19 protein-coding genes and 1 pseudogene are annotated in these 19,748 nt (G+C 40.5%); 6 read left to right on the top strand and 14 right to left on the bottom strand.

The features are described from left to right. The first annotated feature begins 271 nt into the window (after positions 1-271). On the top strand, positions 272-793 hold the full coding sequence (locus N482_RS14485; RefSeq protein ID WP_063377714.1) for a DUF962 domain-containing protein: 522 nt from the start codon (positions 272-274) through the stop codon (positions 791-793). 26 nt (positions 794-819) lie between these two features. On the opposite strand, the gene N482_RS14480 is transcribed toward N482_RS14485, so the two are convergent. Then, entirely contained in the window at positions 820-1,776 is a 957-nt protein-coding gene (locus tag N482_RS14480; protein WP_063377713.1) for an FHA domain-containing protein, read from the bottom strand. 470 nt (positions 1,777-2,246) lie between these two features. Here N482_RS14480 and N482_RS14475 point away from each other — a divergent pair, with 470 nt between their 5' ends. Continuing rightward, entirely contained in the window at positions 2,247-2,837 is a 591-nt protein-coding gene (locus tag N482_RS14475) for a CBS domain-containing protein (protein ID WP_063377712.1), read from the top strand. A gap of 22 nt (positions 2,838-2,859) precedes the next feature. On the opposite strand, the gene N482_RS14470 is transcribed toward N482_RS14475, so the two are convergent. The 3 genes from N482_RS14470 to N482_RS14460 all read right to left on the bottom strand — a co-directional run bounded on the left by N482_RS14470 (position 2,860) and on the right by N482_RS14460 (position 5,224). Then, a complete protein-coding gene (locus tag N482_RS14470; RefSeq protein ID WP_063377711.1) occupies positions 2,860-3,774 on the bottom strand; it encodes a M14 family metallopeptidase in 915 nt (304 codons plus the stop codon). A gap of 67 nt (positions 3,775-3,841) precedes the next feature. After that, entirely contained in the window at positions 3,842-4,252 is a 411-nt protein-coding gene (locus N482_RS14465; RefSeq protein WP_063377710.1) for a hypothetical protein, read from the bottom strand. 108 nt (positions 4,253-4,360) lie between these two features. Beyond that, positions 4,361-5,224, bottom strand: coding sequence for a hypothetical protein (locus N482_RS14460; RefSeq protein WP_081227963.1), 864 nt, complete (start codon positions 5,222-5,224; stop codon positions 4,361-4,363). Positions 5,225-5,368: 144 nt separating this feature from the next. Between N482_RS14460 and N482_RS14455 the strand changes: the two genes are divergently transcribed. Continuing rightward, positions 5,369-5,731, top strand: coding sequence for a hypothetical protein (locus N482_RS14455; RefSeq protein WP_063377709.1), 363 nt, complete (start codon positions 5,369-5,371; stop codon positions 5,729-5,731). Positions 5,732-5,776: 45 nt separating this feature from the next. Here the strand turns inward: N482_RS14455 and N482_RS14450 are convergent, their stop codons facing one another. The 6 genes from N482_RS14450 to N482_RS14425 all read right to left on the bottom strand — a co-directional run bounded on the left by N482_RS14450 (position 5,777) and on the right by N482_RS14425 (position 12,471). Next, on the bottom strand, positions 5,777-7,249 hold the full coding sequence (locus N482_RS14450; protein ID WP_063377708.1) for a carboxypeptidase M32: 1,473 nt from the start codon (positions 7,247-7,249) through the stop codon (positions 5,777-5,779). A gap of 5 nt (positions 7,250-7,254) precedes the next feature. Beyond that, complete coding sequence (locus N482_RS14445) at positions 7,255-8,193, bottom strand: LysR family transcriptional regulator (RefSeq protein ID WP_063377707.1); 939 nt, start codon at positions 8,191-8,193, stop codon at positions 7,255-7,257. Further along, positions 8,190-9,923 carry a bifunctional isocitrate dehydrogenase kinase/phosphatase gene (aceK, locus tag N482_RS14440; RefSeq protein WP_063377706.1) on the bottom strand — a complete coding sequence of 578 codons (1,734 nt, stop codon included), beginning with the start codon at positions 9,921-9,923 and terminating at the stop codon, positions 8,190-8,192. Before aceK ends, N482_RS14445 begins: the two co-directional genes overlap by 4 nt. A gap of 225 nt (positions 9,924-10,148) precedes the next feature. Further along, positions 10,149-10,622, bottom strand: a complete 474-nt coding sequence (locus tag N482_RS14435) for a hypothetical protein (RefSeq protein ID WP_063377705.1) — start codon at positions 10,620-10,622, stop codon at positions 10,149-10,151. A 135-nt stretch (positions 10,623-10,757) separates the two neighbouring features. Beyond that, positions 10,758-12,254: a DUF3413 domain-containing protein gene (locus N482_RS14430; RefSeq protein WP_063377704.1), complete on the bottom strand. Its 1,497-nt coding sequence runs from the start codon at positions 12,252-12,254 to the stop codon at positions 10,758-10,760. A 4-nt stretch (positions 12,255-12,258) separates the two neighbouring features. Continuing rightward, positions 12,259-12,471: a DUF1414 domain-containing protein gene (locus N482_RS14425; RefSeq protein ID WP_063371978.1), complete on the bottom strand. Its 213-nt coding sequence runs from the start codon at positions 12,469-12,471 to the stop codon at positions 12,259-12,261. Between the two features lie 66 nt (positions 12,472-12,537). Here N482_RS14425 and yejK point away from each other — a divergent pair, with 66 nt between their 5' ends. Continuing rightward, a complete protein-coding gene (gene yejK / locus N482_RS14420) occupies positions 12,538-13,548 on the top strand; it encodes a nucleoid-associated protein YejK (RefSeq protein ID WP_063377703.1) in 1,011 nt (336 codons plus the stop codon). A gap of 27 nt (positions 13,549-13,575) precedes the next feature. On the opposite strand, the gene N482_RS14415 is transcribed toward yejK, so the two are convergent. From N482_RS14415 to N482_RS14405, 3 genes are read right to left on the bottom strand one after another with little or no spacing between them, the layout of a single operon-like run. Next, positions 13,576-14,571, bottom strand: a complete 996-nt coding sequence (locus tag N482_RS14415) for an LPP20 family lipoprotein (RefSeq protein ID WP_063377702.1) — start codon at positions 14,569-14,571, stop codon at positions 13,576-13,578. Continuing rightward, on the bottom strand, positions 14,561-15,175 hold the full coding sequence (locus N482_RS14410; protein WP_063377701.1) for a penicillin-binding protein activator LpoB: 615 nt from the start codon (positions 15,173-15,175) through the stop codon (positions 14,561-14,563). The genes N482_RS14415 and N482_RS14410 overlap by 11 nt, the downstream gene beginning before the upstream one ends. Positions 15,176-15,187: 12 nt before the next feature. Further along, entirely contained in the window at positions 15,188-16,897 is a 1,710-nt protein-coding gene (locus N482_RS14405) for a hypothetical protein (RefSeq protein ID WP_231100870.1), read from the bottom strand. A gap of 205 nt (positions 16,898-17,102) precedes the next feature. On the opposite strand from N482_RS14405, the gene N482_RS14400 reads away from it, so the two are divergent. Then, positions 17,103-17,681, top strand: coding sequence for an LPP20 family lipoprotein (locus tag N482_RS14400; RefSeq protein ID WP_063358336.1), 579 nt, complete (start codon positions 17,103-17,105; stop codon positions 17,679-17,681). Between the two features lie 45 nt (positions 17,682-17,726). Further along, the gene (locus N482_RS14395; protein ID WP_063377699.1) at positions 17,727-19,055 is read left to right on the top strand and encodes a murein transglycosylase domain-containing protein; all 1,329 of its coding nucleotides are present in this window, start codon (positions 17,727-17,729) and stop codon (positions 19,053-19,055) included. A gap of 319 nt (positions 19,056-19,374) precedes the next feature. Here N482_RS14395 and N482_RS25270 read toward each other — a convergent pair. Next, positions 19,375-19,748 (bottom strand): annotated as a pseudogene (locus N482_RS25270) (ribonuclease E); the annotation flags it as partial.

The raw sequence follows: 19,748 nt of genomic DNA, 5'->3' as shown, positions 1-19,748 counted from the left end.
TTATTTGTTTCGTTTTGATATTAGGCTATTGTTATGTGTGAAGCAGACGGACGACAAAATAACTGCTTTAATATTGCCCAGTGAATGTGCCGCCTCATGCAGTATGGCGGCCTTTTTTGTTGATATTACTATATAGTGTACTGCTGAATAATGTAATTATTACTTCAGGGTCTGTCACCTTATTCACTCCTTCCCCCATTGTTCATTATTTGACAATTGGCACTGATTATCGCTAGATTAAGTTTAAAGTAAATACTCTGGATTGAGTGACATGAGAAACCTAGAGCAACATCTCGTTCAATATGCAATGTATCACAGGGATAAGCGAAACATTAAAACACACCTTATTGGCGTTCCACTTATAGTGTTTGCAGTTATTATGATGGCCTATGTTCCCATATTTGAACTGTCAGGTTTGACAGTAACATTGGCAATGCTTCTGATCACCTTAGCTGGTGGGTATTACTTTTTCTTGTCTCCTACAATTGGCCTCATGATGGTTGCGATACTTATACTGGGCTACGCAGGTGTTTTATTGATACATCAAGGTATGTCATCCGGTATGTCTACTAACTGGATGTTTTATGGTTTTGGTGGTGGGTTGTTTATTATTGGTTGGATAATTCAATTTATAGGTCATTACTTTGAAGGTAAGAAGCCCGCTTTTGTTGATGACTTGATCGGGCTTTTAATCGGACCACTGTTCGTATTGACTGAAATACTCTTTAAGTTTGGCTTTTTGAAGAGCTTAGAAGATAAAATTATTGGTCAAGCTGGGGCATGTAGAAATTAGTCTTTATGCCCCACGCGACTTGCCCTTTAGAGGCTAATTCTGGTTTCTAGCTGTGCGCCTTTTAGAATCGTGATGTCCTGACAGTTCATTCTAATTTGGCCATTGTTAGTTTCTAGAATGTAACCTGCTTCTGGGGCTTTTTCTGGCGCAGCTTCACTTAACTGTTTACGGGCCCTGTGGACCATGATGTTCATATGGTTCATTTGTACACCAAGCTGTTTCGCCAAATCTTCACGGTAAACCCACCCCTGTAATTCAGGATCGAGCCCAGCCTGTTTGTCTTCGATACGGGTTCTGGCTAGGAGAAGGAGTAAGTAATGGTGACTGCGACTACCCAGATCAATTTCTTCACCTTCAACAATGAGAGATAGGTCTGTTTTCTCTTCGTCTAAGCTGACGGAAAAGTTAAGAGACAATGGTTTCACAGCGGGTTGTTGCTCTAGGTGCTTAGTCATTGTTGAGATACCAGCGCAGTAGAAGAGCCATTGCTCTCCAAATAAACTTGTTATCCCACCATCGATTAATGCTTGTCTATCAGAAGTATTTAAATCTTCTAAAAACCAATAATTTAATAATGCATCGTAGTAAACAATGTGAGATGGGTCTTGCTCGTTAGGAAGTAGCATTTGGTTTTGTATCTCAATAACGTTTCTAGGGTTATTTTGAGATACGAAATACTGACAGTTAGCATTTAAACTAGATACGACAAATGAATTTTGTCCTGGTGCCGCAAAGTCTATTTTATCATTCTCAGACAGTTGATAAGGTAAGTTTTTATCAATTTTTCGGTCATTGATCCAAATGCCATTGGTGCTTACATCTCGGATTAGCCAAGTTTCATTTGTGTACTCGATGATAGCGTGGTGCCGAGAAATACCGGGTTTGTCTAAAAAGGTGTCGACATTAAATTTAAAACGACCAAAGGTGTGGTAACTTTTCAGGTATATTTTTTCGAGCTTTTGCTCATCAATCAAGTAAGCCATAGATTTTCCTAGATTTCCGTATTATTGCTAAAGGTTAGCATCACGTATCAATTGCAGAAATTTTACCTGATAAAAGAAGTAGACTACTAGTGAAATGCTTCGTATTCCTTGATTATTTCGCGAGCAGCTACCTTTACTTCAGTGCTTGTTGCGTGCGAATAGCTCACTAGGAGAGGTTGTCCTAGTCAAAACTTTGCATTCTGTAACTTAAAAAATAGGCCCACCTTGGTGGGCACATATAAAGGGAAATCTGCAAGGTCTTCAATTGTAAGTAGCCAGTTGAATATCTTTTGGTAATGTTTACTAACCTATGTTTGTATTCTACGAGGGATTATTAATTTTATCTATTACAGGAGATTACAGTACTTTAATATCATGTTTGTAGTACCCTTTATTTTCCTTGCGATTACTCAAACAATGAACCATCCTTTTTAAATAGCTGCAATTTTTAACTCCACAAGAGGTGGTTTATGAGTGAGTTTAAACTTTTGAACACAACTAAGCTGGAAGGAATATATCAGTTTTGTGAGCACTATGAAGGGAATCCATTATCCATTTTTAGCCCTGCCGAGCAAGTGGTCACTGATTTCACTCGCCGTCACCCGCAAGTGATACTCAAAGATGTAGACATAGACCATGCTCTGTACATGATGGTAAATGGCCATGTGCGTTGTAAACTTGTTATTGATCATGATGATACATTTATCGGTGTTGTGAATTCGAAAGATCTCACCGGCAGAAAAGTGCTTACAACAGCGCAAAAACGGAATGTTTCCCGCGCAGATTTAACAGTTGAAGATGTGATGACTAAAAAGAACGATCTACATGCCATGTTTTATGAGTGCGTTGAAAATGCCAGAATTGGAGATATTTTGGAGACGTTAAGAGAACTTGGTCATCAGCATGTACTTTTGATGGATACAAATCAAAATCTCCGGGGGATGATTTCAGCATCGGATATCGCGAGAGCGCTTCACATTCCAGTCAATATTTTACAAAAAGCACATTCATTCAAAGAGATTTTTGAAATTATTTATGAGCATGGAGAGGTTACGGCCTAGGTAGTAAGGCCGCAACTAGGGATTAATTTCGGTTTGATAAGTACGCAAGTACACCCAATATAGATGCAACTTGACCATTATTACACTCTTCTGAAGTGGTATTCTGGCTGTCAGGGTACACTTCGGTTGTGGTGACAAAAGGTGCGTCTGTCATGCCCATGCAAAGACCAAGCTCTGTTCCGTCGTAGTTGATAACACCAAATTGCTCCATATCTACCCCAATCAGCTGGCCATTTTCGTCTGCATCGGCAATATGCGTGACTTTTTGTACTTTTTCAATAATGGTTCTCTGAAAGTCCGGAACAGGTTTTTGAGTGTGCCCGACAAGGTAAAAGCCATCAGGGATATTCCAATTATGATTTACTTTACCGTCTCTTGCTGCAAGTGCAGGCCTAAACTCACTGTTATCTGTATTAGTTGTTTCATGTAAATCAATATGTGCAACGATATCTCCGTCATAAGCTGCTATGTATTCCATTGCTAACCTAGACTCTGCCGCCGGGCTATTTGCATAAAATGAGCGATTTGGGTCAATGGCCTCTGGGTTCCATCTATTAATGGTTTCAAATCCCCAAGGGCTTATACAAGGTAAAATTACAAAATTATACTGGTTACTAAACTGCTCTATATAACGCTCGGCAAAGGCGAGCGCACCCATAACACCACTCGTTTCGTAGCCATGCACACCACCCGTCACTACGATTGTGGGGCGTTGCGGGTCAAACTGTTTGTTTTTGAGTGCGAAAAGGCGGTAATTCCCCGCTTCATATGCCAAAACACCATACTCCTCGACTGTGCATATGCCGCGTAAACCTTCAATCTTGCTAACGACGTTTGTCTGATAAGAGCGTTGTATCTTTTGTTGTTGATACCAAGCTTGTTTTTCGTCGGTGCACCAAGGAGTACCTAGCTTGCCAATTGGGTATTGTTTTGACATGAATCTTCTCTATGTTATATGTTTTTCCTGCTGCATCCTAAGCAGTTTAAAATCATATCTCAACCTTTTACGCTAAGTAGCCTAATTGCTGTAATGTCTTCTTTTGTTTTTTCGTGATCTTAAATGCTAGTAGGGTGATACGTTTTTCCTGAGTGTGAATTTGAATCGCTTTCAACCCCAAAACACTTTTCGTATCCAAGCGAATAATCTCTTCTGAAGGTATAAATCTTCTGCGACCAAAAACATTAAAGTGTGACAAACCTTGATTACATATTGTGACGCACTTTTGGCCTGATAACGCAAAAATAAAATGCACAGACGCGGCTAAAGTTGCAACGATTGAAATTAAAAATTGAACCGCAGCTATCTGTGATAATTGCAAATCAAAGAACAGTTTAGCAAGGCTTAACAGCACTACAGATAGCGTAGCTAGCACGAAGTAAAATAAAGTATTAATCTGAAGTCTCAGCTCTTTCATTAAGGATTCCTATTATCTATCAAGTATTTTTTCTAATTTGGGGAAAGATATTGGAATAAAATGGATCAAATATGAATGTAGATATGAATATACAAAAATACGATTTTTCTAGGGTATTTCGCGCCATTTATCAACCAAATTGGTTAGAAATCCGCAGTTCATATATGATTTTTCGATAAATTTTGAGTTTCTGAGTTGTTTTATTCCCAATTCAAGTTCACGAAAAGTTTGTTGACTACGCGGGTGTTTTTTACTTACAACAAAATGTCTACTATCTTGTAACGCAACTTTAATTCCTTTTATTGCCTCGATTACATAGCCCTCACCAATGTATCTAAAATGGGGAGAATTATTGAAGGAGACTAGCATAATGTCCACCCATCCACGACTAACTAGTTTGGCCATAATTGTCCATTCGGACTCATTAAAGATAGTCTTGGGCTTTAATTGCTGTAATGTTTGCCAGTCTACCGACCAGTTTTCATTACTAACCACCGTAACTTGAGAGAGATCCCCCCCAATTTTTTCTGCGAGTTGTTGGGTGCTATCGGGAGCTGCATATAAGCCAGCGTAATATTCACCTTTACGAATAATGGGTGAAGATATATGTACACTGTGAACAATAGCTTGTACTTGACTGAGCCACATAGTATCAACACTCACTAATAGCAGACCTGATTTAAGCAAGTTATCTTCTTGTTCCTCATGGTCAATTAAAACGAACTGAAACGTGAGTTTAGAGTTGCCTAATATGAGTGCTTTTTGAATGAGTACTAAATCTACAATATCTCTTTGACACAGTGGGTGGTCGAATATTTCTGGGGTAATACTCTGTAAGTTTTGACCATTTATTATTTGCTTCGTGTATTGATAGATATCCCTGTCTACAGGTACTGATATGACGTCTTTCCCAAAGACTGCACTGGATAAAACTAAACAGAGAGTGGCCACAATGACAGAGTGTTTGTACATGACAGAGGCTCTTGCTGACTTAGTTTAAGGGTAGTGTATGTCTGTCAACATGTATATTTTTTGAGTGACATTGGTAGTGAGGTTTTATATGGTCGGAGATAGCATTGGAATACTGCAAATACCGTCAATTTGAAGGAGCTACCGATGAAGTTTGAACAACTACTATCTCACCTCGACAGTGGAGTTTGTGTCGAGCAGTTACAAAAAGAGTCTCTGCTGGATATTGCCCTGATGGCACAGTGCGTTTGTGGTGAGTTAAAACCCGGCGAATTAAGTCATATATTACAATGGGCAAATTCTTTGGAATGGAGCACATCTGTTTCTCTTCATGCGTACATTGAAGAATCTTTAGAAAAATGTCTTAGTGCGTTGACGAGCGATCGTTTAGAGAGCTTTTTGGAACATAGAATGCAACAAATTGAAGATCAGCCACTAAAGGAGACCGCACAATTTTTGCTGAATAAGATTCGAACAGCTAAAGGTGCAAATATTGTAGCGAGTGTATAAAGGGCATATTTAGTGACCCTTTACAAACCCATGGCTCAGTTTGGCTTAGTTATGGCAATAACGCGCCAAAAGATGATTTTTAAAAAATGCTGTATTCAAAGGCTCTTTCGTTACCTTTATAAGTAATTCTTCAGTGGTGTAAATACTTGCGTTTTTCCAAATATGCGCTTTTAACCAGCCATATATAGGTGAAAAGTCTTCACTTAAAACAAGCTGTTCGATATCGAGTGATTGCGCCATCGCGGCTCTAAATTGAGCTGCATACATTGCTCCTAGCGTATAGCTTGGAAAGTAGCCAAAACTGCCATCAGTCCAGTGAATGTCTTGCATACATCCGTCTTTGTAATTTCCTTTGGTTGATATACCTAGTAATTGAGTCATTTTAGCATCCCAAAGTTCAGGGATATCATTACTTTGGATATCACCATTTATCAATGCTTTTTCAATGTCGTATCGCAAAATAATGTGAGCAGGATATGTAACTTCATCTGCATCTACCCTGATAAGACTAGGCTTGACTTGTTGAAGTTGTGCCTTTAACTGGTCGACGGAAGCAAGCTTTGCATGCTCGGGGAAGTATGTTTGTACTTTGCAGCTCAATAGCTCGATAAATGCGTCACCGCGACCAATTTGCATCTCGTAAAATAGCGACTGAGATTCATGGATAGCCATTGAGCGGGCTTTTCCTACAGGTAACCCTTGGTAACTCTGAGGTAAATTCTGCTCATAACAGGCATGTCCAGTTTCATGAATGACACCCATTATGGCGTTTAAATACTCAGACTCATCGTAACGAGTAGTGATGCGAGTATCTTGGCTTGTGCCGCCACAAAAAGGGTGCACACTGGTATCTAAGCGACCATGATTAAAATCGAAGCCCAAAAAAGCCATCAATTCATTTGCGAGCTTTTCTTGGGTTTGCACAGGGTAGCTTCCCGATGCTGGCAATTTATCCGGTGTTTTGGCGCGCTGTATTATCTCGGGGAGCCAAGAGGCTATCTCACCAAACAAGACATCAAGTTGGGTCGATGTCATACCTGGCTCGTATTTATCTAGCATTGCGTCATAGGGTGTCGAGCCAATCTGCGCTGCGCGGATATTGGCTTCTTCTTGACTCAAGGATACAACTTGCGCAAAGTTCTTACTGAAACCTTGCCAATCGTTTTGTTCCCTTTGAGTGCGCCATTGGTGTTCACACTTTGCACCAGCAAGGCTTTTTGCTTTGACCAAATCAGAAGGAAGCGCTGTTGCATTCTGCCACGTACGTTTCATTTCACGTACGCTTGCTTTTTGTTGTGCACAAAGCTGCTCAGTGCTTGCATTATCGATTAATTCGGCTAATTCCTCAGTAGTGTGTAACGTGTGAAGGTGGACGGCGAGTTCTGCCATAGCTTGTGCTCGACTATCCACTCCTCCTGACGGCATATTGGTTGCCTGATCCCAGCCACATATTGCCCTGAGGTGCTCAAAATTATTGATAGATTGGTAATGCGCTATCAGTTTTTGATAATTTTTCATAGATGTTATTTAATCTCTTCGGCAACTTCTGCAATTTTTTGGCGCAGCCAAATATGACTAGCGTCGCGATGCAGTAGCGGGCTCCAAATCATATCAAGTTCAAATGGTGGTATTGGAAACGGAGGCTCTAATATTGCGAGTGAAGGATCGTCTTTGTATATATTGGCGGCCTTGGAAGGGAGTGTCGCAACCAAGTTTTGCTCTTTAGCCAAATGTATTGCAACGTGGTAGTTGCGTGTAAATGTTGCGATATTTCGGTGCTTACCAAAGTGAGCCAAAGCTTCATCAACCCAACCTAACTTCTGGACATCTTCAGGATCCATGCCAACGCCGACACCAAAACCTGTTTTACTTACCCAAATATGCCGAGCTTTTAAATAGGCATCTAGTGTAAAATTGCCTTTGATGGGGTTGTTTGATTTTACTAGACAGCAAAAGCTATCTTTCCAGATCTGTTTATGGTGAAAAGATTGAGGCAAATTTTCGAATCTGTTAATGGCCATATCAACTTTGCCATTTTCTACATCATGAAAGGTCACATCGCTAGGTGTTAAAATATCAAGTGTTGTATCTGGAGCCTCGTTGTGTAACTTAGCAAGTAGCTTCGGTGCAAGCGTACTTGCCGCGTAATCACTGGCCATAATTCTAAACACGCGCCTACTTTGATTGGCTTCAAATTCACGATTTGGAGCTAATGTCTCCTCAAGGGTCATTAGGATCCCGCGAATAACGGGCTGCAACTCCAAGGCACGCTCTGTGGGCACCATTCCTTCGCTGGTACGCACCAATATTGGGTCATTGAAAAGGTTTCTCAGCCGCTTGAGGCCATTACTCATCGCAGGCTGAGTAATACTAAGCTGATTGGCTGCTCGCGTTACATTGCACTCTCGTAAAAGAGTGTCCAAATAAACAAGTAGGTTTAGGTCGATTTTACTGATATTCACAGTGTTCCTTTATTCTTATTGTGTTGTCCAAACCTCTGATCTTGGGGATACGGAAATACATGTTTCGTTGTGTGCTGCTTAATGTCGCGCTGCGCTTGCTGCCAATAATCAGGTGTCAATAATTCTGGGTGGAGGCGTTCAAATATAGATTTGAGTTTAGGATTAGTTAGAACAAAAGTACATAGCTGTTCCGGAAATACGTCATTTGGCGCAAAAGATAGTGTACTTTCCCCGCAATACAGGTCATTTAATGACGTTTTTGGCAGTGCTTTGAAGTTCATTTCAGTGAGGTATTGTACTTCGTCGTAGTCATAAAAAATGACGCGTTTGTGACGGCTAACGCCAAAATTTTTTAGTAGCATGTCACCTGGAAAAATATTGACATGTAGCATTTCTTTAATGGCATGACCATAGTCATCAATCGCATACTCGATTTCTTCGTCAGAAGCGTCTTGTAAGTATAAATTAAGTGGTGTGATCCGGCGTTCAATATACAAGTGTTTGATAACGATAAACTCATCATCTTCAATGATACTATCACCCAGCTTATCTCTCATTAGTACAAGGAGTTGGGAGTCTATTTGACTCTTTTTAATGACGACGTTTGAGTACTCTAGCGTATCAGCCATTCTGCCAACTCGGTCATGATTTTTGACCAGTTGGTAGCGTTCTAAGACGGTGTTTCTGCCAAAAGGTTTGCTCTCAGCAAAGTGGTCTTTTATGACTTTAAATACATATGGAAAAGTTGGCAGTGTAAAGACTAACATAACCATACCGGGCGTGCCTGGAGCGATACAGAATTGTTCTGCATTACGTTTTTGGTGGTTCAGAAATGCTCTGTAGAATTCTGTTTTTCCGTGCTTGTGGAATCCGATAGAGTTATATAGCTCGGCTTGAGTTTTGCTCGGCATGAGTTGGTTCAAAAATCCCACCATAGCAGAAGGTGCATGTGTCTCCACCATAAAATAAGCGCGAGCAAACCCAAATATGAGGCTCATTTGCGTGCTATTGGTGACAAGCGCATCAATTTTTAATTTGCCATTAGAGTGATGCAGAACCGCTATAATAAATGGTTGTGTACCTGAGCTCGAGATAACTCTGCCCACTATATATGCACTCTTGTTTCTGTAAAATGGCGACTTTAGGATGTCAAAGCGCATTTTGAAGTGCTGATGGTGAGTATCGGGGGCTTGTTTTATAAACGCTTTTTGTAACAAGCGAATATCACCTTCTAAATCATTAAATTCACATGAAAAATTTATATTAGAAATTATTTTATGAATTGTTGGTTTTAAGCCATCAACAACTGGAAAGTAGCTTCTATACTCAGCTTCTACGGGCAGGGGAGCTGTATCCTCCAGTGAACTTGTTACAAAAATAAAGTTGTTATTGAAATAGCTGTGATGGAACAATTGGCAAAATACGGAGTTATAAAAGGTTTCGGCTAGTTCTGCTTGAGGGTGGAATGTAAGTAACTCAATATATGCCTGTTTTACTTTAAACCAAAGCGCCGTATTGACCTGAGATGAATTAAAATGCAATCGCAATATCTTGACGGTATCTGTTACTCGTTCATCGTAGTGGCATATTCTTGATTTATTTACTTTCTCAATCACGTGCCACTGCTGTGTTGCAAATGCGTGAGGCACTTGAGCGGTGATATTTTGAAATAGCGAGTAGTGTTTTCGGAACCCGGCAATAATCAAAAAAGCAATTTCTTGAGGGTCCATGTAGCCTCCTAGTAAGCCATTTTGCATACTATCTCAATTGACGATTACGCAAACTATACGTTTACTGTCTGATTCAATTAAACTTTTGACTACTCTAGCTTGAAAGTTCGCCGAATGGCAATCTTTAATACCAATTTAACACAACTATAGTGAGCAATTATTGCAGCCTTTCATGCTCTCAATAGTTGTTGGATAGAAAAAGGTGAGATTCGGGCAAAGGAGGGGTCATTCCATCCTTTTGAGTTTCTTTTCAATCTGGGCAATTTGTTTATTTAGAACCTTAACTTGTTTCAAATAATCTTTATTAATTGACTTAAGCTGCTGTTTTACGTCTTTGACTGTTGCTTTGCGCTTCTCGTCGTCCATTAACCTCGTGACTCTGCGTTGTTGCTCTCTTGCCGCTTCGTCTCGTTTTCTTCCTAGAATGGCTGCATGCTGCTTTTTAGCGCGTAGTGCATTTTTTAAGTTGCGGACAATTTGGCGTCTTTCGAGCTCATTGAGTGTTTTAAAGTGTTGCTCTGACGGCACTTTTGCTTGAGGGTCTGAGTGCGTTAGTGTTAGCTGTTGTGCTGAACTAGAGCAAGGGTGCTGGCTAAATACCGTACTTTTATCGGTAACACATTTATAATAGGTAACGGTAGACTTGGCACTACAAAAAAGTGGTAAGAATAATAGGAAAAATAATCGAAGTAATGTCATTGCAAAAGCATCCTTGTTGTTACCTGTTTTCTAAATATAGACGACAAAGAAAAAAATGGCAGCATTGATGAAAGACAGAAAGTTAGGCCCTTTATAATAGCCGTCTTTTAGGAATATATTAATAAAGCACTCAACCTATAGGTTGGGTGCTTTACCGGTAAATTGCTTAAGTCGCTTGATACTCTGTACAAGGAAAGGGGTATCTAGCTTTTGTTCAATGTGGAACCCTTCTTTTGCAGATATTTGCTTGTGACTGCCATCATGATTTACCAGAATAATTCGGTCTTTTTTGTAAGCGATTAACACTCCCTGAGAGTAGTTAACCCCTTGGTTTACCGACTCTGAGCCAATGACGTTTCCGAGCATTGTCTGCTGTGCTAATTGGCCACAGCCAAAATGCTTATCTAGCAAAGTCATAATAATATCATTACCTTGCATCAGACCACTGTGTTCTGAAAAGTAAGGCAAATTAGTGTGTAAGTTCGTTTGGGTTACAATTGATTTTTCATTACTTTGCTCAATAACAATGTAGTTTTTATTGTCATCAAATTCCGGTAACTTGTCACTAAACAAAAAGCGTACTTGACCATCGTTTTCGTCTCGTTTGAGGTAATCAAACGGAACTTCACCAACGAGAGAAAGTGTATCTGACGTATTCCATACAGGGGTTAAACGCCGCTCTGTGACTGTTGTACGATAATAAGCTGGGAGACCATACACTAGATTAAAGTACCGGTCCAAATGATTGGTAGGTACTAAGAGTTGTGCATGCGTAAACCACTGCGGGTCCTGAAATAGACCATCATCACTATTGAGCTGCTCTGTCATAACGACTATTTCTACTGGTGCTGCATCAAACTTACATGCTGGTAGGTTTGCCGGCAACTGGTAGTTGGAAGTCGCATTTTCCAAGCGAACGGTTCTTGCTTGCTGATATTCATTCAAATCGAGAAGTTCGTGTCTTGCGAGCAAGGTTTTGGCTGTCGTTGGGTAAGACAGAGGCAGTACATTATCTTGCTTTGTAATATCAAAGTAGTTATTAGCATCAGCCCAAACGTGCATAAGATGGCTAATGGCAAAGCTGCTAACTAATACAGCCGTTGCATATTTTGGAAACCGGTATGACTTTAATTTGTCTAAATGTCGCCAAGCATGGTTACCAACTACCAGCTCAAACGTCAGTATGATCACCACTAAAAAGGTGATAAACAAGGCGGTTGTGATAGATAAACCATTTATCATGCCCACTAACAGCGATACTATCTCTGGCAGCGATTGAACGCTAATATGATAACCCTGTTGATAATACACAAAGGCATCTAGGCATAAAGTTAATATACCTACAGTAGCGATAACCGCAGCCATCCCCCGAATATGCCTGGGGTAAGGAAACACGAGGCTTAAAGGGAATACTGTGAGCACAAATGCGCAAAAAGTAATGAAGCTGGTATGACTTAGCCAAGTGACAATCATGTAAACCCAGCCACCAAAACTATTTGGTGCAGAATCCGCTGCCAAGTAGGTCAGCGCTATGACGAGCACTAACCCTATATTGGCAAAGGTAAACCAGTGCCCCCAACTAAGTAGTTGACTCGCTTTTGACGAAAAAGGACTGTGTGGTGTGAGATTCATTCCGTTATTTTACCGATTGAATAAGCGCCTTGGCGAAGTTTTCAGCAACTTCCTGTCTTTTAGCTTCTGGCACATGTTCTTTTAAAATGTGCGTGATAGAATTTCCTAAACACATTAGACTCAAATCGACAGGTGTTTTGTGCTCTTGGAGTACATTGATTAAACTATCAACAATTTGTTCTACTTGTTCATTGGAATATTTAGACTGAATTGGCATCGGTTGGTTCAAATTAATAGAGTTACAATTCTTCATATTCTAACACCAGAGGCGTTAAAAACAAAGATGAGCATTGAGGTGAAAAAGCTTGTTGTACATTATGTAGACAAGCGTGACGAAGAAACAGAGATCCATTTACGTGAAGACGAAATGGTGATTAACGACCGTGTAAATGTTTTTATTGAGCAGTTGCATCATGCATATAATGGTAAACCTGGTAAAGGTTATTGTGCATTTGACGGTGATAAAAATAGTACGGTAGCTTCTACGATGCAAAGCTATCGTAATAGTGAGCTTGGGTTTTGGCACATGACCCAGCAGGCAACTGAAGTCCTAAAAGAAGAGCTAAATAAATATGCGTTTCATGAAACAGGATATTTAGTATTTTGCCACTATCAGTATGTTGGATGCGATTATATGTTAATTGCTCAAATCAGTATTAAAGAGCATTACTCTATTACTTCTGAGCTAGATTTAGCGAGCTCAAGGCACCTCGACATTTCTCGCATGCAATTGGCGGCGCGTATTGATCTGACTGCTTGGGATACTCAGGCTGATGAGAACCGTTACATCTCATTTATTAAAGGGCGAGCAGGACGCAAAGTTGCAGATTTCTTTTTAGACTTTTTAGGTTGTGCTGAAGGTGTGGATCCAAAGCAACAGTCGCAGACGATGCTACATGCAGTAGAAGACTACTTGTCAGAGCAACAGTTTGAAAAATCAGAGAAAGATGTAATACGTAAAGAAGTTTTCGACTATTGCAACGACTGTATTAATAGCGGTGAAGATGCGGATATAGAAGGGTTGTCAGATACGCTATCAAAGTCGTCAGAAGTCCAATTTGAAGACTTTTATAAGGAGCAAGGTTACGAGCTTGAAGAGTCATTTCCGCTGGATAAAAAGACCGTTACTGCAATGGTGAAATTCTCTGGTATGGGTGGTGGTGTGAGTGTTGGGTTTGAACGTAAGCACTTAGGAGAGCGAGTAATATATGATCCTGTGAGTGACACACTTACAATTAAAGGCGTTCCACCGAATTTAAAAGATCAGTTAGAAAAATACTCACAAGAGAATTAAAAAAGGCCTTAACGGCCTTTTTTAATTTTAAGATTTGCCTGAAACGACAAACTCGGCTAATTGTTGCCCAAGCTTGTCGGCGAGTTTACCCATCGCATTGCTTTTGGCAGTGTCTTTGAAACTAGAAGCCGCTTTTACCTTTGCATTAAAATGGGCTTTTTCTTCGCCAGCTTCTGTAATCACTAAAAAGCTCTCTGCGAGACTATAATAGGTGCCCGACTTCTTCATGTCTTGCCAGTCCACGCGAAATTGTAGTGCAAAGTCAGCGCCTTGGTCGGTAATTTTAATACCTTGGCTAGTGAGGGCACGAGCAAGCAGGTCCCTCACTTTGTCATGTCCACCATGGTCAGCTGTGATACTAAAGCTAATATTATTGAGTATTTCGTCGGCTAAAGCTTGTTTAGTGCGAACTGAGGTTGGCATTGTTACATGCGGTGCTTGTAACATTTGCAGGTATTGATTCAGTTTGTCACGCTTAACAACTAACTCTTTTAATGTGACTGCGCGCTTTAAAGTCAGTGTTTTATTTCCCGCATTCTCTAAATTAAATTGTGAGATTTCGTCATCTAACCCACTGATTGAAAGCTCGGTTTGCATAACTGCTTCAGTGCGATTGAAAGCGGCCAATGCATAAGCAGTCTGTTGCTGAATGTTAAAGTACTCATCTTCAATTTTTACACCCTGAAGCTGAATGTTTGGTACTTTTGACTGAATTAGCTCATCAATATGAAAAGTCATCGACTTATCATCAGCCTGTTGCTTAATGGTCGTATTTGCCGAAATGGTGACATTCAGTTGCTTGGCGAGTGCCAAACGTGCAGATTCTTGTGCTGCAAGTTTTGCTTGCTGCTCATCTCCGGTGTTTTGAGCCGTCCCAACACCATAAATTAGGTAATTAGACGTTGGTGTGACAGAGGTCCACTGAGGCGCTGCGTTTACTTGCGTTTGACTAACTGAGTTTGATTTACACCCAGTTAGTACGGCGACACTCACCAGTGCGGCCAATAGGCATTTAGAAGCCAAAACGTGAACGTTCCTGCAATTTTTGAATTTTCTTTTGTCCATTCCATACCTCACGGTTTGTTGTCATGTCAATAAGGCGTAGGTCAACTTGATAAAAAGTTACGCGGCTGCCGCCTTGCTCATCAACAAATGAATTGATGGTGCCAGAAAGCGCGTAGTCAGCTCCTTGCTCTTGACCCATCTCATTTTGCGTTTCTAGGCTTGAGTTAAGTTCTTGGTCTTTTCGTTCATCACGGATCTCGCGTCTAACGTTTTTATTGGCAACGAAATCAGCTTGGCCACTACGTAAAATTGAACGCTTTAGATCGTTTAAAAACGTGTCTACTGCAATATGTTGGTGTGACTTATTGCGTACTGACTGAATGATGATAGCAGGTCTTTGACCTTCTTTTTGTAAGTGATCGTTAACCCAAGGGAAGCTTAGCATGTCATTAATCATGGCTTCTGCAACGAGTTGAGAATCCTTTCCATTCCATTTGTCAGACAATGCAACCTCTTGATTTGCATCTACTCGTTGCACTTTGGTTGACGAACAACCTGATACAGCAAGCGTACATGCGATAACGAGTGGTGTGATTTTTAACAAGGTTTTATTACATTCCATAACATTTTTCCATTATAAAAAAGTTGAATCTGGAGCAGTGACTCGTGACTGCTGCAAAAATGTGCGAGTGTGCCAAAGAGTGATATTGTCCGACACATCTACAGCTGCTGATTGTTCGATCACTCTTCCTGTAGTGAGGTGAGTTTTTAAAGTGATCTCATAAGTACCTTTATCTAGCGGTATTTGCGCATAATAGATTTGCGCAGGAAGCGATTGCCACTGCCTTAAGTCAGCTGACGCGGTGACCGCGTTTACAACAGAGGTGGCAAACTTAGCAAAGCCTGTAAATGACTGATCTAAGCCTGTCGCATTAATGGTTTTCTGCGCCGTAATGGCTTTAATGATTTCTCTTGTAAGCGCGACCTGTATTTCTGAGTTTGCATTCCTTAGCGCGTCTTGAAGGGTCAACAGGCTGACCGAGTATATTTTGTCTAACTCTGCTGCTTTTTGACCGTTAACCCATACCTCTGCGCTTTTTATTTTTTGCTGCAAAGGTTCTAAGTAAGTTACTGAAATACGACTGCCGTATTCTAAAGCCTGGATTAAGCCAATGTCTTCAGCGTCATCCCAAAGCGGACCCAAAGGAATTCTCTTTGTCAGAGCTCCCATAGCGACGTCTCCAATATCTCCCATTGCGTAATTTTGTACCATGTCAAAAATACTGGTATCGGCAAATAACATTTGAAACCATCTCATTTGCGCTTTACGTTCTTTGTCTGTGCCCCACAAAATGGGAGTCATGACGAGTGCCTTTGCGTCATGATCTGCTTTAAGAAGTAAATTAAACTCTTTTCGTTGTGGTCCAATACCTACATTTTGAATGACATTGAGTAAAGGCTTTTTGTCTGCCTTCACTGCTTTTCCAATTTTTTTGTTTATTTGGCGAATTTCGCTTTTATATCCGCCCGCATCAGTCATGACTCGAATTAAGTCCGCATAAACTTGAGCAATAATTCTCTTGTTATCTAAATTGTATTGCTCTGCGAAACCGTTATCAAAAGCATTAGCTGCTCTTTGGTATTGTATTCGAGCTGAGTCTAGCTCTCTGCTGCGTTCAAACAACATGCCACTAATATAATGTGCAAAGGCATCATCTTTGTAGTCGATGTTGACCAATAAGTCGTTGGGGGCAAATACTGGCTGGAGCAACTTAAATATTTGGTTCGTCAAATTATCTGAAGTAGGCTCAACATCAGATGTTTCGTCATAACCCCCAGTGTCGTTTTTTAACTTAACTAGATATGTATCAAGCTGTCTCATTTCGACCATTGCAGAATCGAGGTATTGTTGCTTTTTTGGCCCAGCTCGATTTGCCAATGCGTTATAGTTGAGTGCTTTGTATAAGTTTATTAAGGGCCGATGGTAGACCTTACCAGCATACGTTGTGTACGTGGGACCGCTGACCAATGCCACAGCCGACTCAACAACACTTATGGTATATTGTGCCTCAATGATTTCTTGAGCTTGAGATAAAAGCGCGTTACTGCGCTCATAGTTCCCTTGTAGGTGATTAAGCATACCCAATTCTAGGTAATGCAACAGCTTACTTTTTCCTGCCGCTGAGTAATCATTTCTAATCGCTTGTTTTGCAGACTCGAAGTTCCCTTGCTGTGCTAAAAGAATTGCACTTTTGTTCGCAGGTGTAGATTGGCAGCCTGTTAGCAGCGTAAGTAGTACGATGCTACTCGCGAGGAAAAAATGAGAAATAACACTAGATTGCACGTTGACATCCATGACTTGTTAAAAACATATCGGTGACTATACCAAGTAATTCAGTTATATTGTCTCCAAGTTTAAGATTTTTTTAGTTTTTTTAAAGAACAAAGTTGTAAAAAATCGTTCTTACAATTTATTACTGTAATTGGCCCAGCCTTTTGATAAATTTAAATCATCGCTTTAGGCAATTAATCTGACGAAGGAAACCACCATGAAACTTAAATCGCTACTTACAACAGTGCTTGTTACAGGGATATTGGCAGGATGTAGCTCAACCAAAGAACAGTCTGCCTCTCAGTCAAAAGTGAATATTCCTGACTGGGTGTTAAACCCGACAATAGAAAACGGGATCGCAGCAGCGGATTGTGTAAAATTTTCTGGTAACATATCTATTGACCAAAAGAGCTCAGTTGCAAATGCGCGTTTGGCACTAGCGCAACAAATTGAAACACGTATTGAAGGTTTAGATAAAACTTTTGCAAACCGCACAGATGCGAATGATGAAACGACTGTTGGTTCAACATTTAGCTCAGTATCAAAGCAGCTTACAAAGCAAACGCTTCGAGGCTCTCGCGTAAATAAAGCAGACGTTGTAGAGATTGCTGGCAAAGATTACTACTGCTCATTGGTTGTGCTATCACCACAATTAACACAATCTTTGTTCAAAGATGTTATCAAAGAGAGTAAAAAAGATATTAATCCACAAGACGAAAAATTCCTTTATCAAGAGTTCAAAGCATATAAAGCAGAGAAAGATCTTGAAAAAGAAATTGCTAGATTGACCAACTAATAAAACGCGCCTTTGGGTGCGTTTTTTGCTTGTAAGGATTAAAAAGTGAAAAAAGTACTAGCATTAACAGTGTTGTCTCAGCTTGTAATTGGGGCTTCTTATGCTAATAGCTCTTCGCCTTTTGATGAACTATCAAAAGAAATGGAAGGTTATGATAGCAAGGCTCAAACTTCACCTGAGAATGCTGAGACGAGAAGTGAATTTGAACAGTTCAAAGCAGCACACTTGGGAGAATACGAGCAATTTGTAGAGCAACACTTAGCGGAATATGATGCCTTCAGAGATGAGCTAATCAAGCACTGGGGTGAGGCTAAGGTTGCGTCTCGCAATGAGTATGTCTCCTATTCTGAAGATAATTTGTCTAGACTTGAAATTGACTTCGAAAATAATGAGTTAACTTTAAGTATTCGTCATGATGGCGATGGCGCCCCTTCGGAGTCGAACATTAAACGCGAGTTCGAGCGATTTAGGCAATCAGAAAACGCGGTACTACAAAGCTTTTTAAATGGTGAGCCTGCAAAGATCAGCGAAGCTTCCCAAGATGCGTATAAAATAGACCGAAATCTCAAAGTTAATGCAATTATTGATGCCAAGGCAAAAATAAAGCAGCAGACAGTTGAGCAAAAGCAATTGTTAGACAAAAAAGCGGATGAGAAGCTCGCACTCGCGCAAAGCGATGCAAGTGAAGTGGTTGAAAAGCTAAACGCAGACAAGGCAAAGCTTGAACAGTTGGAAGTTAAACGCATCCAAAATTTGGCACAATCAGTCAGACAAATTGCCGGTCAAAATGACGAAAAAGTAACTAAGGTAACAATTAAACTGCCACAAGGCAGTTTAGCTAAAAAGCGTGCATCTCACTACACAGAGCATATTTCGAAGCAGAGCGAGCGCTTTGATATTGATTCGAGCTTGGTACTTGCTGTGATGCACACTGAAAGCCACTTTAATCCGCTCGCCAAATCTCACATACCAGCGTATGGACTAATGCAAGTGGTGCCTACGAGTGCTGGCGTCGACGTAAATCGGTTTTTATTTAAGATTGATGCACCAATGAGTGCTCCCTACCTATTTGTCGTAAATAATAACATTGAGGCGGGTACTGCATATTTGCATTTACTCAATGACAGGTATTTACGTAATATCAAAGATCCAGTTAGCAGGAAATACTGCATGATAGCGGCATATAACACCGGTGCTGGTAATGTAGCTCGTGTGTTTAATAGCGATGGTTCGAGAAATATTAATAGTGCATCTAAAGTTATCAACTCAATGTCGTCAGAGCGGGTTTTAGAAGCGCTACAAAGCGGTTTACCCTATGACGAGACTAAGCATTATTTGAAAAAAGTATTGAAAGCCGAAAAGTTGTATATTTAGCAAAACAATCCCACCTTACGTTTATGTCAGACTGTACTTACTTATTTCCAAGTATAGTCTGACAATACCTCTCAAAATTCTTTGATCTTTTCATCATATGGTGCACAAGGCAAAGGGCGCTGTTTGTTGCTTTCATTTCACATACTAGAAGTCAGTTATTCGCTTCATATTGTGAAAACAAAATAGTGATGTTGTAACTAGCAACTACTTTTGCAAGTTGGATAAACCTATTGCGAAGTGATGGCTTGTGGCAGAGATATTAAAAATAAAAAACCGACCACATTGTGGTCGGTTTTTTCATAAGCATTCTGAATGCTTATTATTCGACAGGTGCTGGAGATGCCATTTTTGCGCTTGCACATGCTGTAGGCGCTTTGGAACCTGCTCCTAGGCTGCTAGAGCGGATTATCGTACGTAATTCGTCTGGCATTGCGTTAGGTGTGATTACATTTTCAGGTTCTTTGCTTGGGCTCGCTTTGGTCATTGGTGATGCTGCACTTCTATTGAAGCGCACGCGCTCAGTAGTCTGGCTACTTGTTCCTACATTTACAACTTCTACTAGAGGTTGTTCTAAAGGTTGTACAACTTCAATTGACTTATTCGAGCTAACCGTCTCAACACTCACTTTTTCAACAGGAGCTTCTAGTTGCTCAACTACAACGGGCTCAGCAGCAGGTGCTTCCACTTGTTCAA

It is taken from the genome of Pseudoalteromonas luteoviolacea NCIMB 1942, assembly GCF_001625595.1.
GTDB classification, from domain to species: domain Bacteria; phylum Pseudomonadota; class Gammaproteobacteria; order Enterobacterales; family Alteromonadaceae; genus Pseudoalteromonas; species Pseudoalteromonas luteoviolacea_A.
This window is presented reverse-complemented; position numbering and strand designations above follow the sequence as displayed.